Raw genomic sequence first — 13,073 nt, 5'->3', positions numbered from 1 at the left:
CACCAGCACGAAAGGCGACCCCATGACGGACACGACGCTCGTCGCGGAACCCGCACCGAGCCTCCAGACCGACATCCCGACCACCGACGGACTGGCGCTGCGCGGTCTGCGGAAGACGCTCGGCGGCCGCGACGTGGTCGCCGGGATCGACCTCGACGTCGCGAAGGGCGAGCTGGTCTCGCTCCTCGGGCCGTCCGGCTGCGGCAAGACGACCACGCTCCGCATGGTGGCCGGCTTCCTCGCCGTGGACGGCGGCACGGTCGCCATGGGCGGCCGCGACGTCACCCCGCTCGGGCCGGAACGCCGTCCGAGCGCGATGGTGTTCCAGAACTACGCGCTGTGGCCGCACATGACGGTGACCCAGAACGTGGCCTTCCCGCTCCGGACCCGTCGTGTGCCGAAGGCGCAGATCGCGGACCGGGTGCGAGCGGCGCTCGACCTCGTCGGGCTGACGCACCACGCGACCTCGAAGCCGACGGCGATCTCCGGCGGCGAACAGCAGCGCGTCGCGCTCGCTCGTGCGATCGTCCAGGAGCCGGACGTGCTGCTCCTCGACGAGCCGCTGTCGAACCTCGACGCGAAGCTCCGGGTGAGCGTGCGCGACGAGATCCGGCGCATCCAGCAGCGCCTCGGCATCACGACCGTGATCGTCACCCACGACCAGGACGAGGCGCTCAGCGTCTCGGACCGGATCGCGGTGATGCACGACGGACGGATCGAGCAGGTCGCGGCGCCGGCGGAACTCTACGCGGCTCCGGCGACGCGCTTCGTCGCGTCGTTCATCGGCTCGACCAGCACGGTCTCCGGCGCGTTCCTCGCCGCGGTCACGACGCCGTCCGCCGCGGGCGACGAGGTCCTGGTCCGCCCGGAAGCAGTGACGTTGGTCGCGGACGGCCCCGTCACCGCGACGGTGTCCCGGGTGCTCATGCGCGGCCACTTCGCCGAGGTCGTCCTCACGGCCGGCGAGTCGGAGCTCCGCTCCTTCGTCACCGGCCCGCCACCGGTGGTCGGCAGCACCACCGGTGTCCGGATCGGTGCCGTCCTCGTCTACAGCTCCGGCGTCCTGGTCGGGGGCACGCGATGAGCGCGGAGGTCGTGCAGGCGGTCGCCGTCACCCCGGACGGGAGGCCCGGCGTGCGTCCGCCACGGCTCGTCGCGCACCGCGGTGCGCCGCGGGTCCGCCGGGAGAACACGCTGCCCGCCGTCGCGGTCGCCGAGGCGCTCGGCGCCGACGCGATCGAGGTCGACGTCCGGCGCACCGCCGACGGGGTCGCGGTGCTCCTGCACGACGAGACCCTCGGCCGGATGTGGGGCGACGCGCGGCGCATCGCGGACGTGTCGTGGTGCGACGTGGCGCGGCTCGGGAACGGCCTCGACCGGATCCCGCGGCTCGACGCCGTGCTGGAGCGCCTGGACGGATGCCGGTCGACGCTCCTCGTCGACCTGACCTCGGCGGCGGACGCGCTGGTGGCGGCGAACGCCGTCGCCGCGTTCGCCGGCGCCGTGTCGGTGGCGTGGTGCGGTGCGCCCGAGGCGATGGTCGCGGTCCGGTCGGTGCTGCCGGAGGCCGACGTGTGGCTGGCGTGGGAGTCGCTCGAGCCGCCGACGCCGGCGGACCTGGACGAGCTCGCGCCGGCGACGCTGAACCTCGACGTGGCGTTCCTCACCCCGGCCACCGTCCGGGCGGCGCACGACCTCGGCCTGCAGGTGTCCGTGTGGACGGTCGACGACGTCGAGCCGGCGATCTGGGCGGCGCGGCTCGGCGTCGACTCGATCACGACGAACGACGTCGGCCCGGTGCGGGCCGCGCTCGAGGCGGCCGAACGAGACGGGTGGCCGGACGCCGTCCGCGAGCCGACCGAGGCCGAGGTGGCGTCGCGCGCGCGGGCGCTCGCCCACCGGATCGCGCACGAGGTGATCGCGTTCACACGGGAGCACCCCGTCGGCTCCGTGACGACGAAGGCGCACGTCGCGGACCTGGTCACCGACGTCGACCGGCTCGTCGAACAGCACGTCCGCGGCCGGGTCCGCGCGGTGTTCCCGACGCACGGCTTCACCGGCGAGGAGTACGGCGCGGCGCCCGGGGACAAGCACCGGTGGTACCTCGACCCCGTCGACGGCACGACGAACCTGGCGAACGGCATCCCGTGGACCAGCATGTCGCTCTGCCTCACGCGGAGCGGGCACCCGGTCGTCGGCGTCGTCGCGGACCCGTGGCGCGGCGAGGTGCTCGAGGCACGGCGTGGACGCGGTGCCACGATCCGCGACCGGCAGCTCCGGCTCGACGACACCCCGCGGCCGCTCGCCGGCGCCGTCGTCGGGACCGAGCTCGACGGGCACCTGCCGTGGCCGGGCTTCGGGACGTTCCTCGACGCGCTCGCCGCCCGCTCCTGCACGCTCCGGGTGCTCGGCTCCGGGACGCTCACGATCGCGCAGGTCGCGGCCGGCCGGGGGATCGGCGGATGCGTGTCGGCGTTCGACCCGGTCGACCACGGGGCCGCGGTGCTCCTCGTGCACGAGGCCGGTGGCGTCGTGATGACGGCGGACGGCCCGGTCGACGGGTTCCCGCCGGTCGGGGTGCCGTTCCTGGTGGCGCACCCCGGGGCGGCCGACGAGCTGCACGCCGTGTGGGTGGACGCGCTGCGCGGGTGACCGGGCGCCGCGGCGGCGGATGACCGGCCGCGGGTGACCGGGCGCTGCGGCGGCGGGTGACCGGCCGCTGCGGCGGCGGGGCGGTCAGGCCTGGGCGATGCGGACCATGTTGCCCGCGGGGTCGCGGACCGCGGCGTCGCGGACACCCCAGAACTGCTCCGTGGGTTCCTGCAGCACCTCGGCGTCGGCGCTCGCCGTGATCCGGTCGAAGACCGCGTCGAGGTCCGTGACGCGGAGCTGCAGCATCGACAGCGCCCCCTTCGCCAGGAGCGCGGCGATCGCGTCGCCGTCCGCCTGGGACCGGCCGGCGTGCGGTTCGGAGAGCACGAGCTCGAGGTCCGGGTGCGTGTCGCTCACGAGGGTCACCCAGCGGAACCCGCTGTTCTCGACCTCGTTGCGCACGGAGAAGCCGATCGCGTCGCGGTAGAAGGCGACGGCGGCGTCGATGTCGTCGGCGAGCACGTGCACGCCGCTGATCTGGATCGTCATGCGAGCGACACTAGGTCCCGGCGGGGGCGGCGCGCTTCTCCAGAACTGCTCGGACCGGCCGGGTGACGACCATCGCGTGGCAGCTCCACACCCCGGCGAGGTCGGAGTGGTCGGCGGCGCGGTACTCGGTCGGCGTCATGCCGACGAGCTCCGTGAACCGGGACGAGAACGACCCGAGACTCGTACAGCCCACGGCCACGCAGACGTCGGTGACGCTCATGTCCCCGGCGCGGAGGAGTGCCTGGGCGCGTTCGATCCGTCGGGTCATCAGGTACGCGTAGGGGGTCTCGCCGTACGCGTCGCGGAAGCGGCGGCTGAAGTGCGCGGTCGACATGAACGCCCCGGCGGCGAGCGCGGGGACGTCGAGCGGTTCGGCGTACTCGCGGTCCATCCGGCTGCGGGCACGGCGCAGGCGACGGAGCTCCTCGACGTCGGCGGTCATGGTGGCATCCTCCTCCTCGTGGCGTGGCCCTCGTGTTCTGGGGCGAACTCTGTGCGGGCACTCAGTCACCCGTCGATCGGCGACCCTACTGTGGCAGCCACGGACATCGTGCCCGCACCCGAAGGAGCATCACCATGGGATTCCTCGACCGTCTGCTCGGCCGTGAAGACCGATCGCAGCAACAGCAGCAGGGCTGGAACGCGCAGCAGCCGCAGGGCTACCGGTACGGGCAGCAGTCGTACGACGCCGCGCCGGCCGGGGGTGGTGCCGGAGCTCGCCCCGAGGACCAGCAGGCCGTGGACCGGTACCGCTACCTGCTCCGGACGGCCCCGCCCGAGCGCATCGAGGAAGTGCACGCCGAGGCCTTCGAGCGACTCACCCCCGAGCAGCGCCGGATGGTCTACGACGAGTTCACCCGCACCGCGCCGCCCGGTGACGCGCCCCGTGGTGACGACGCCCGCTCGCTCGCGCAGTCGGCGACCCGTTCGGAGATCCGCCAGCCCGGGTTCATCGAACGGTCGCTCGGCGGGATGAACGGCGGGACGAACGGTGGCATGGGCGGCGGCTTCGGGCAGCGTCAGGGGCCGTCGTTCGGCAGCATGATCGGCGCCTCGATCCTCGGCACCGTGGCCGGCTACGTCATCGGGTCGACCCTGATGAGCGCCTTCCTGCCCGATCCGTCCTCCTTCGACGGCGGTACGGACGCATCGGGGGATGCGAGTGACGGTGGTTCGGGGGACACTGGGGCCGAGAACGCGTCGTGGGACGACAGCGGCTCCGGTTCCGACTTCGGCGGCGGCGGCGGTGGCGGTGGTGGTTTCGACGACTTCGGTGGTGACTTCGGCGGCGGCTTCGACGTCTGATCCCGCGGTCTGCTCCGAACCGGACTACTGATACATTCCATGTTCGACAAGGGAGCGGCATGGCCATCATCGAAGCCTCAGGGCTGACCAAGACCTACCGATCGAAGTCGGGACCCGTCCACGCGCTCGCCGGACTCGACCTCTCGGTGCCGCAGGGCACCGTGAAGGCGCTGCTCGGACCGAACGGGGCCGGCAAGACCACGACGGTCAAGGTGCTCACGACGCTCATCAAGCCGGACAGCGGTTCGGCCTCCATCGCGGGGATCGACGTCGTCGCGGACCCGCAGGCCACCCGGCGCTCGATCGGGGTCTCGGGGCAGTACGCCGCGGTCGACGAGAACCTCACCGGGTTCGAGAACCTCGAGATGATCGGCCGGCTCTACCACCTCGGTGGCAAGGCCTCCCGGCAGCGGGCCCGCGAACTCATCGACGTGTTCGACCTGTCCGAGGCCGGCGACCGACCCGTGAAGGGCTTCTCCGGCGGCATGCGGCGACGGATCGACCTCGCGGGCGCGCTCGTGATGAACCCGAGCGTGCTCTTCCTCGACGAACCGACGACCGGGCTCGACCCGCGGAGCCGCTTGGCGCTGTGGGGCATCATCGAGGACCTCGTCGCCGAGGGAGCGACCGTGCTGCTCACCACGCAGTACCTCGAGGAAGCCGACCGGCTGGCCGACGACATCGCGGTGATCGACGACGGGACGGTGATCGCCGAGGGCACCTCCGACCACCTCAAGGCCCAGGTCGGCGGGCACCGGGTCGTGGTCACGCTCGTCGACGACAGCGACGGCGACGCCACCACGACGGTCCTCCGCCGCTACGGCGTCGGCGAGGTGGAGATCTCCGGCGACGGCCGCACCCGTGCCATCGCGGTCGACGCCGGTCCGTCGGCGCTGCAGCGCGTGCTCGCCGACCTCGGCGACGCGGGCATCGACCTCCACGACGCCGGGATGCGCCGGCCGACCCTCGACGACGTGTTCCTCCGGCTCACCGGGCACGCCGCGACGGAAGACGACGGCGACGCCGCCCCCGCGAAGCAGTCGAAGCAGAAGGAGGCGGCACGATGACCGCCACGATCACCGCGCCGGGCCGACAGCTGCCCGTCGTCGTCACCTCACCGGTCGCCGTCTGGTTCGAGGACGGCTGGACCGTCACGAAGCGGAACCTGATCAAGCTCAAGCGGTCGCCGGACATGCTCGTGTTCGCGGTCCTGCAGCCGATCATGTTCGTCCTGCTCTTCAGCCAGGTGTACGGCGGCGCGATCTCGGTCGAGGGCACCGACTACACGCAGTTCCTGATGGCGGGGATCTTCGCCCAGACGGTCGTCTTCGGCGCCACGTTCTCCGGCTCCGCGATGGCGCAGGACCTCAAGGAAGGGCTCATCGACCGGTTCCGCACCCTGCCGATGTCCTCGTCCGCGGTGCTCGTCGGCCGGACCAACAGCGACCTCGTGCTCAACACGATCTCGATGGTCATCATGATGCTCACCGGTGTGGCGGTCGGGTGGCGCGTGAACTCGTCGCCGCTGGAGTTCCTCGCCGGCGTCGCACTGCTGCTGCTCTTCAGCTACGCGTTCAGCTGGGTGATGGCGCTGCTCGGCATGAGCGTGAAGACACCGGAGGTGATCAACAACGCGTCGTTCATGATCCTGTTCCCGCTGACGTTCATCTCGAACGCGTTCGTGCCGAGCGACACGCTGCCGCTGGTGCTCCGCGTGTTCGCCGAGTGGAACCCGGTGTCCTCCCTGGTGCAGGCGGCTCGACAGCTGTTCGGCAACGTCGGATCGGCCCCCGTGCCGGACATCTGGACGATGCAGCACCCGATCACGACGGTGCTCATCGGCATCGCGGTGATGCTCGTCGTCTTCGTGCCGTGGTCGGTGAACAAGTACACGCGGATCAGCTCGAAGTAGTGCTCAGAGCAGCTTCCGCTGGAGTGCCCAGGCCGTCAGCTCGTGGCGGTTGGACAGCTGGAGCTTCCGCAGGACCTTCGAGACGTGCGTCTCGACGGTCTTCACGGAGATGAACAGGTCTCCGGCGACCTCCTTGTACGCGTAGCCGCGGGCGATCAGCCGCATCACCTCCTGTTCCCGCGCCGACAACCGGTCGAGCTCGGAGTCGACCTGCGCGGTCTCCCCGCTCACCGCGCCGAACGCGTCGAGGACGAACCCGGCGAGCCGCGGCGAGAACACGGCGTCCCCCTCGGCGATCCGGCGGACCGCCTCGGCGACGTCGGTGCTCGAGGAGCTCTTCGTGATGTAGCCGCGGGCTCCGGCTCGGATCACCCGCACGACGTCCTCGGCCGCGTCGGAGACGCTCAGGGCGAGGAACCGGGTGTCCGGGTGCCCCGGCGCGGACCGCGTGATCACCTCGGCGCCGCCACCGCCCGCTCCGCCGGGCAGGTGGACGTCGAGGAGGACGACGCGCGGCGCGGTCGTGGCGACGAGGTCGACCGCCTCGTCGACCGTCGCGGCCTCACCGACGACCTGGAGGCTCGGTGGCAGTCCGGCGCGCACGCCGGCTCGGAAGATGGAGTGGTCGTCGACGATCGCGACGGTCAGTGGGCTGGCGTGCTCGGTCACGGGGTCTCCTTCGTCGCACGGTCCTCGGCGGGGTGGGCGCGCACATCGCCGTGGGGGAGTGGCAGCGTGAGCCGGACCTCGGCCCCGGTGCGTCCAGGACCCGGCCCGATGGTCGCCGTCCCGCCCAGCCGGCGCATCCGACCGATGATCGACTCACGGACGCCGTACCGGCCCTCCGGGATCGCCGTCGCGTCGAACCCCGGTCCGCGGTCGCCGACACTGACCTCGACGCGGTCGGCCGCCGTCTCGGCGTACACGCTCACGGTGCCGCCCGCGTGCCGAGCGGCGTTCAGCACGGCTTCGCGCGCGGCGGCGACGAGCCCGTCCGGCAGGTCTGCGCGGGCGGGCCCGATCGCGATCACCTCGACGCGCACCGGGTACTCGGTCTCGATCTCGGCGCCGACCGCGCGGAGCTGCGCGCCGAGGTCGCTCGTCGGCTCCTCCTGATCCGTGAACAGCCAGGAGCGCAGCTCGCGTTCCTGGGCCCTGGCGAGGCGGGCGGCGTCGGAGCCCGGCTCGGCCCGCTGCTGGATGAGCGCCAGTGTCTGCAGCACCGAGTCGTGCAGGTGCGCGGCCATCTCGGCGCGTTCGACCTCGCGAACGCGGCCCGCGCGTTCCTCCGCGAGGTCCCTGACCAGTCGGACCACCCACGGTGCGACCACCACGGCGACACCGAGCAGGACGGCGGTGGCAGCCGTGAGCACCGTCCACACGTTCGGGTGCGTGCTCGAGGTGAAGAAGAGCAGGATGCCGAGCACGACGAGCACGAGCGCGCCGAGGGCACGGACGACGACCGCGGAGGACCCCGCCGAGCGGACGTCCCGGAGGGCGTCGAGCTGCCGCCAGGCGAGCGCGGCACCGGTCGCGACGACGATCCCGGGCACGACGAACTCCAGCGGCACGTCCACGCCGAGCCGCGCAGCGACCATCGCCCCACCGGCGGCGAGGAGCGCGGCGCCGAGCAGGATCTCCACCACCGGTGCCCGTCGTCGGTGCGCATCAGCGGCCGTCGCCGGCTCGGTCAGCATCGCCGTGCGGGCCGTCGGTGTCGCCGGTCCCTGCGTCGGGGTCGTCGCCCAGAGCCACGCGTAGAGCAGGACCCCCGCGCCGCCGCACACCGCGAGCACGGCCGTGGCCAGGCGCACCGTGCCGACCGGGATCCCGGTGTGCGCGGCGAACCCGGCGCAGACGCCACCGACGACCCGGAGGGCCGGTCGGGACATGCTGGCGGTCGGCATGGGGCAATCCTGGCACCACGGGCACCGGGACCGTCGTCCTCGGGGCAGGGATCAGGGGACGATCAGGGCGAACCCCGATGGCGTCGACGTCCCGGTGGCACGAGGCTGGTGCCCATGACACAGCAGGAGACCGGCGGCCCCGCGTCGGCGACACGTTTCTTCGACTGGATCCGGGGCATCCACGTCGTCCGCTCGGACGACCGCTGGCTCGCCGGCGTCTGCGGCGCCGTCGCCCAGCGCACCGGGCTCGACCCGCTCGTCGTGCGCGGCGTCGCGATCGTCGTCGCGCTGCTCGGCGGACCGGTGTTCCTCGCCTACGCCGCGGGCTGGGCGCTCCTGCCCGACACCGAGGGACGGATCCACGCCGAGCGACTGGTCCGCGGGGTGTTCGACCCCGCCGTCGTCGCGATCGGCGTCCTCGTGGTGCTGACCTTCGTGCCGGCCGTGCAGGGCATCTGGTGGCAGGGCGTCCCGGTGGCGTGGGGCATGCCCGACTGGCTCTCGGCGACCCTCGGCACCGCGTGGACGATCGTCCTGGTCGGTGGCGCGGTGTGGCTCGTCGTGGTGCTCGCCCGTCGTGGCCCACGGCCACCGGACGGACAGGACACCGCCGGAGCCGCCACGCGACGCGACATCTGGACCAGCGCCGACGAGCCGTCCCCGGCGGACGCGAGCGGTGCCTCCTGGCGGTGGACCGCGCCCGCCACCGAGGCGGACCGGAGCCGTCAGCACCAGGAACGGGTGCGGGCCGAGCGGGAGCGAGCGGCGGAGCGGCGCACGGAGCGTGCGGAGCGCCAGCCGGGCGCACCGTTCGTCGCCGTGAGCATCGGCATCGCCCTGGTGGCCGGTGCCGGGGTCGCGGTCTGGGCCCAGCAGACGGACCTGCCGATCGCCGTGCTCGGCATCGCCGCCGCGGTCGCCGTGCTCGCCGTCGCGACGATCGTCGCCGGCGTCCGCGGACGGGAGAGCGGCGGGCTCGGGTTCTTCTCCACCGTCGGCGTCGTCGCGCTGGTCGTCACCGGGATCCTGCCCGGAGGCACGCAGGTCACGGTGATCGGTGGGACGACCTGGCGGGTCGACGACGTCGGGCAGGGCGTCGAGCGGAACTACGCGATGCTCGTCGGTGGCCCGACGCTCGACCTGCGCGGGCTGGACGAGGCCGACGGGGGCGGGCGGGTCACCCTGTGGCTCGGAGCCGGGGGAGCCGAGGTCCTGCTGCCGGCCGACGCCCCGGTGCGGGTGCACGTGAGCGGCGTCGGCTACGGCGTCGACACCGACACCGACACCGACACGGACGGGGACGACGACCTGGGCGGCGTCCTCGGGACCACGACCGTCGAGAACCGGGCGGCGCGGACGGCGGCGGCCGCCGACGTCACGACCGTGCAGGTGTGGATCGTCGGCGGGGGCGTCGACGTGCCCCGCGCCGTCCGAGTGGACCAGTGAGGAACGAGCGCATGACGAACGAGCACATGACGAACGACGACCCGACCGCGACCACCCCGGTCCCGGCACCGCGACCCCGACCCTCGGCACGCTTCGGGACGATCTTCTGGGGCGTCCTGCTCCTCGTCTTCGCCGCGGCGATGGCGGTCACGGTGCTCCCGTGGTTCTCGGTGGACCCGACGACGCTCGCGCTGGGCGCCTGCATCGCCGCGGGGGTGCTGCTCGTGGTCGCCGGCATCGCATCGGTGATCGCCAGGCCGAAGCGCTGATCGACCGGCCGCGCCGGTCGACCGAGCGCTGATCGTCCAGCCGGCACGCGGATCGATGCGCCACGGCCTACCATCGTGACCGTGACCGCGACAGACGCCGAGCGAGCCGCGGAACGCGACGCGACTGGCCCCGCCCCGGACCGCGGCACTCGCATGCGCCGCTGGATGCTCCACGGCTCCGAACAGGGTGCGTCCCACCAGGGGCCGCACCAGGTCGAGGTGGAGAAGACCCACTCGTGGTGGCGGGTCATGTGCCTCACCGGCGTCGACTACTTCTCCACGCTCGGGTACCAGCCCGCCATCGCGGCGCTCGCCGCGGGACTCCTGTCACCGATCGCGACCATCGTGCTCGTGCTCGTCACGCTGTTCGGTGCGCTGCCGGTCTACCGCCGCGTCGCCCAGGACAGCTTCCGCGGTGCCGGATCGATCATGATGCTCGAGAAGCTGCTGCCGTGGTGGGCGGGCAAGCTGTTCGTGCTGGTGCTGCTCGGGTTCGCCGTGACGGACTTCATGATCACGATGACCCTCTCCGCCGCGGACGCCACGGCCCACATCGCCGAGAACCCGTTCACGCCGCACTGGTTCACCGAGATCCCGGTGCCGCTGACCCTTGCGCTGCTGCTCCTGCTCGGCGTCGTGTTCCTCCGCGGTTTCAAGGAGGCGATCGGCATCGCCGTCGGACTGGTCGCCGTCTACCTGGTGCTCAATGCGGTCGTCGTGGTCGTCGCGCTCTGGCACGTGTTCGAGCGACCGACCGTGGCGAGCGACTGGTGGAGCGGCCTGACGGCCGAGCACAGCAACCCCCTCGTGATGATCGGGATCGCGCTCGTCGTGTTCCCGAAGCTCGCGCTCGGCCTGTCCGGGTTCGAGACCGGTGTCGCGGTGATGCCGCAGGTGCGGGGCGACGCCGACGACGCCACCGGCCCCCGACCGGAGGGCCGCATCCGCGGGACCAAACGGCTGCTCACCGTTGCGGCGGTGATCATGAGCACGTTCCTCATCACCTCCTCGATCGTCACGACCTTCCTCATCCCCCAGCACGAGTTCCAGCCGGGCGGCGGTGCGAACGGTCGTGCGCTGGCGTACCTGGCGCACGAGTACCTCGGGGGCGTGTTCGGGTCGGTGTACGACTTCTCGACGGTCGCGATCCTGTGGTTCGCGGGCGCGAGCGCGATGGCCGGGCTGCTGAACCTGGTGCCCCGGTTCCTGCCGCGATACGGCATGGCGCCGCAGTGGGCCAGGGCGACCCGGCCCCTCGTCATCATCTTCACGCTCATCGCCTTCCTCATCACGATCATCTTCCAGGCGAACGTCGACGCGCAGGGCGGCGCGTACGCCACGGGGGTGCTCGTCCTCATCACGAGCGCCGCGGTCGCGGTGACCCTCTCCGCCCGATGCCGGCAGCAGCGGAAGCGGATGATCGCGTACGCCGTGATCGCGCTGGTGTTCATCTACACGACCATCGCGAACGTCTTCGAGCGGCCCGACGGCGTGCGGATCGCCACGGTGTTCATCGTCGCGATCGTCGTCGTGTCCCTGGTGTCCCGGGTCCGCCGGTCGTTCGAACTCCGCGCGTCCTCCATCGAGCTGGACGCCACCGCCCGGCAGTTCGTCGAGGCCGACGCCGACCAGTTCAGTGCCGTGTGCATCATCGCGAACGAGCCGGGCGCCGGGACCGCCGAGGCGTACCGGTCGAAGGGGCGCGAGGAACGTCGCGACTCCGGCATCCCCGCCCGGGTCCCGACGATGTTCCTCGAGGTGCTGCCCGCCGACTCGTCGGACTTCGAGGAGGACCTCGTCGTCGAGGGGCACGTCATCCACGGGTTCCGCGTGCTCAAGGTGCGCTCCGGGAACGTCCCGAACACGATCGCCTCGACCCTCCTCGCGATCCGGGACATCGCCGGGGTCGTCCCGAGCATCTACTTCGAGTGGAACGAGGGCTCCCCGATCCGGAACGCGATCCGCTTCGTGTTCACGGGCGTCGGGGACGTCGCACCGGTGACCCGCGAGGTCCTGCGCGAAGCGGAACCCGAGGTGACGCGGCGACCGAGCGTCCACGTGTCGTGACCGGCGCGGTCGAGGCGAGCCGAGCCTCCCGTCCGCTCGCCGGCGTGACCGCGATCGCGGTCGCCGCCGTCGTCTGGGGGACCACCGGGACCGCGACCCACTTCGCGCCGGGCGTGCCGGCGTCCGTGTTCGGCGCCGTGACGTTCGGGCTCGGCGGCCTCGTGCTCGCCGCCGCGGCCGGGCGTGGCACGATCCGCGCCCTCACCGCGAGCGGCACCAGGGGCTGGGCATGGCTCGGGGCGGCCTCACTCGCCGTGTACGCGGTGACGTTCTACGCGGCGCTGGCCGACGCGGGGGTGGCGCTCGGCACGACGGTCGCGATCGGGTCGTCGCCGGTGTTCGCGGGACTCGTCGAGTGGGCGGCGGAGCACCGGCGGCCGACGCTGCGCTGGGGTGTGGCGACGCTCGTGAGCGTGGTCGGGATGGTCGTCGTGACGCTCGCGCGGCCCGGGGGCAACGGCGCCTCGGAGTCGCTGCCGGTCGGGCTGGCGTGCGCGCTCGTGGCCGGCCTCACGTACGCGCTGTACTCGTGGGCGATCGCACGGGGGATGGGCGCGGCGTCGGGTGCTGTCGGGACACTTCCCGGTGGGCCGGGCGCGGCGCCGGTTGCCGTCGGGACGCTTCCCGGTGGGCCGGGCGTCGAGATCGCGGAGCGGGCGCGGCCGAGCGAGCAGGGCCTCGTCGGCGCGGTGTTCGGGCTCGCCGCGGTCCCGCTCGTGGTGCTCGCGGTGGTGGTCGGGCACGACGCGCTCGTGGTCGCGGGGAACTGGCCGGTGTTCCTGTACCTCGCGCTCGTGCCGACGGTCCTCGGGCACTCGCTGTACGCGCTCGGGCTCCGGACGGTCAGCGCGTCGGGTGCGACGCTGCTGTCGTTGCTCGAGCCCGTCGTGGCCGCGGTGCTCGCTGTGCTCGTGGTCGGTGAGCACCTCGGTGCCGCGGGCTGGGCGGGCATCGTGCTCGTCGTGCTCGGGCTCGCGCTGCTGGCGCTGCCCGCGCGGCGCGCGCGGCGCTGACGCGCGCACGCTG

13 protein-coding genes are annotated in these 13,073 nt (G+C 72.8%); 9 read left to right on the top strand and 4 right to left on the bottom strand.

Translation table 11 applies throughout. The features are described from left to right. Positions 1 to 22 precede the first annotated feature (22 nt). Together EDF55_RS06010 and EDF55_RS06005 are read left to right on the top strand one after the other, a co-directional pair. Positions 23 to 1,084, top strand: a complete 1,062-nt coding sequence (locus EDF55_RS06010; protein WP_260235842.1) for an ABC transporter ATP-binding protein — start codon at positions 23 to 25, stop codon at positions 1,082 to 1,084. Next, positions 1,081 to 2,652 carry an inositol monophosphatase family protein gene (locus tag EDF55_RS06005; RefSeq protein ID WP_123654044.1) on the top strand — a complete coding sequence of 524 codons (1,572 nt, stop codon included), beginning with the start codon at positions 1,081 to 1,083 and terminating at the stop codon, positions 2,650 to 2,652. Before EDF55_RS06010 ends, EDF55_RS06005 begins: the two co-directional genes overlap by 4 nt. Before the next feature lie 84 nt (positions 2,653 to 2,736). Here the strand turns inward: EDF55_RS06005 and EDF55_RS06000 are convergent, their stop codons facing one another. Together EDF55_RS06000 and EDF55_RS05995 are read right to left on the bottom strand one after the other, a co-directional pair. Further along, positions 2,737 to 3,141 carry a VOC family protein gene (locus EDF55_RS06000; protein ID WP_123654043.1) on the bottom strand — a complete coding sequence of 135 codons (405 nt, stop codon included), beginning with the start codon at positions 3,139 to 3,141 and terminating at the stop codon, positions 2,737 to 2,739. Between the two features lie 10 nt (positions 3,142 to 3,151). After that, positions 3,152 to 3,583 carry a helix-turn-helix transcriptional regulator gene (locus EDF55_RS05995; protein WP_123654042.1) on the bottom strand — a complete coding sequence of 144 codons (432 nt, stop codon included), beginning with the start codon at positions 3,581 to 3,583 and terminating at the stop codon, positions 3,152 to 3,154. A gap of 134 nt (positions 3,584 to 3,717) precedes the next feature. Here EDF55_RS05995 and EDF55_RS05990 point away from each other — a divergent pair, with 134 nt between their 5' ends. The 3 genes from EDF55_RS05990 to EDF55_RS05980 are packed head-to-tail and all read left to right on the top strand — an operon-like array spanning position 3,718 to position 6,358. Then, positions 3,718 to 4,446: a hypothetical protein gene (locus tag EDF55_RS05990; RefSeq protein ID WP_123654041.1), complete on the top strand. Its 729-nt coding sequence runs from the start codon at positions 3,718 to 3,720 to the stop codon at positions 4,444 to 4,446. Between the two features lie 59 nt (positions 4,447 to 4,505). Next, positions 4,506 to 5,513: an ATP-binding cassette domain-containing protein gene (locus EDF55_RS05985; RefSeq protein ID WP_123654040.1), complete on the top strand. Its 1,008-nt coding sequence runs from the start codon at positions 4,506 to 4,508 to the stop codon at positions 5,511 to 5,513. Continuing rightward, positions 5,510 to 6,358, top strand: a complete 849-nt coding sequence (locus EDF55_RS05980; RefSeq protein ID WP_123654039.1) for an ABC transporter permease — start codon at positions 5,510 to 5,512, stop codon at positions 6,356 to 6,358. Before EDF55_RS05985 ends, EDF55_RS05980 begins: the two co-directional genes overlap by 4 nt. A 3-nt stretch (positions 6,359 to 6,361) precedes the next feature. Here the strand turns inward: EDF55_RS05980 and EDF55_RS05975 are convergent, their stop codons facing one another. Both EDF55_RS05975 and EDF55_RS05970 read right to left on the bottom strand, forming a co-directional pair. Continuing rightward, a complete protein-coding gene (locus tag EDF55_RS05975) occupies positions 6,362 to 7,027 on the bottom strand; it encodes a response regulator transcription factor (RefSeq protein ID WP_123654038.1) in 666 nt (221 codons plus the stop codon). After that, a complete protein-coding gene (locus EDF55_RS05970; RefSeq protein WP_123654037.1) occupies positions 7,024 to 8,265 on the bottom strand; it encodes an ATP-binding protein in 1,242 nt (413 codons plus the stop codon). Before EDF55_RS05970 ends, EDF55_RS05975 begins: the two co-directional genes overlap by 4 nt. A gap of 114 nt (positions 8,266 to 8,379) precedes the next feature. Between EDF55_RS05970 and EDF55_RS05965 the strand changes: the two genes are divergently transcribed. The 4 genes from EDF55_RS05965 to EDF55_RS05950 all read left to right on the top strand — a co-directional run bounded on the left by EDF55_RS05965 (position 8,380) and on the right by EDF55_RS05950 (position 13,060). Then, positions 8,380 to 9,711 (top strand): PspC domain-containing protein, encoded by a 1,332-nt coding sequence (locus EDF55_RS05965; RefSeq protein WP_123654036.1) that lies wholly within the window; start codon positions 8,380 to 8,382, stop codon positions 9,709 to 9,711. Positions 9,712 to 9,722: 11 nt separating this feature from the next. Continuing rightward, the gene (locus tag EDF55_RS05960) at positions 9,723 to 9,980 is read left to right on the top strand and encodes a hypothetical protein (RefSeq protein ID WP_123654035.1); all 258 of its coding nucleotides are present in this window, start codon (positions 9,723 to 9,725) and stop codon (positions 9,978 to 9,980) included. Positions 9,981 to 10,145: 165 nt separating this feature from the next. Continuing rightward, a complete protein-coding gene (locus EDF55_RS05955; protein ID WP_395870100.1) occupies positions 10,146 to 12,047 on the top strand; it encodes an amino acid transporter in 1,902 nt (633 codons plus the stop codon). Then, on the top strand, positions 12,044 to 13,060 hold the full coding sequence (locus EDF55_RS05950; RefSeq protein ID WP_123654033.1) for an EamA family transporter: 1,017 nt from the start codon (positions 12,044 to 12,046) through the stop codon (positions 13,058 to 13,060). Before EDF55_RS05955 ends, EDF55_RS05950 begins: the two co-directional genes overlap by 4 nt. Positions 13,061 to 13,073: the final 13 nt, after the last annotated feature.

Origin of the sequence: Curtobacterium sp. ZW137 (assembly GCF_003762905.1) — a bacterium.
In the GTDB taxonomy this organism is placed as follows: Bacteria; Actinomycetota; Actinomycetes; order Actinomycetales; family Microbacteriaceae; genus Curtobacterium.
The sequence above is the reverse complement of the archived record's forward strand: the minus strand, read 5'-3'. Positions and strand labels throughout refer to the sequence as shown.

Excerpts from the sequence above, each read along its gene's own strand:
- EDF55_RS06010 (WP_260235842.1), top strand. The coding sequence starts at position 23 with ATGACGGACACGACGCTCGTCGCGGAACCCGCACCGAGCCTCCAGACC.
- EDF55_RS06005 (WP_123654044.1), top strand. The coding sequence starts at position 1,081 with ATGAGCGCGGAGGTCGTGCAGGCGGTCGCCGTCACCCCGGACGGGAGG.
- EDF55_RS06000 (WP_123654043.1), bottom strand. The coding sequence starts at position 3,141 with ATGACGATCCAGATCAGCGGCGTGCACGTGCTCGCCGACGACATCGAC.
- EDF55_RS05995 (WP_123654042.1), bottom strand. The coding sequence starts at position 3,583 with ATGACCGCCGACGTCGAGGAGCTCCGTCGCCTGCGCCGTGCCCGCAGC.
- EDF55_RS05990 (WP_123654041.1), top strand. The coding sequence starts at position 3,718 with ATGGGATTCCTCGACCGTCTGCTCGGCCGTGAAGACCGATCGCAGCAA.
- EDF55_RS05985 (WP_123654040.1), top strand. The coding sequence starts at position 4,506 with ATGGCCATCATCGAAGCCTCAGGGCTGACCAAGACCTACCGATCGAAG.
- EDF55_RS05980 (WP_123654039.1), top strand. The coding sequence starts at position 5,510 with ATGACCGCCACGATCACCGCGCCGGGCCGACAGCTGCCCGTCGTCGTC.
- EDF55_RS05970 (WP_123654037.1), bottom strand. The coding sequence starts at position 8,265 with ATGCCGACCGCCAGCATGTCCCGACCGGCCCTCCGGGTCGTCGGTGGC.
- EDF55_RS05965 (WP_123654036.1), top strand. The coding sequence starts at position 8,380 with ATGACACAGCAGGAGACCGGCGGCCCCGCGTCGGCGACACGTTTCTTC.
- EDF55_RS05960 (WP_123654035.1), top strand. The coding sequence starts at position 9,723 with ATGACGAACGAGCACATGACGAACGACGACCCGACCGCGACCACCCCG.
- EDF55_RS05955 (WP_395870100.1), top strand. The coding sequence starts at position 10,146 with ATGCTCCACGGCTCCGAACAGGGTGCGTCCCACCAGGGGCCGCACCAG.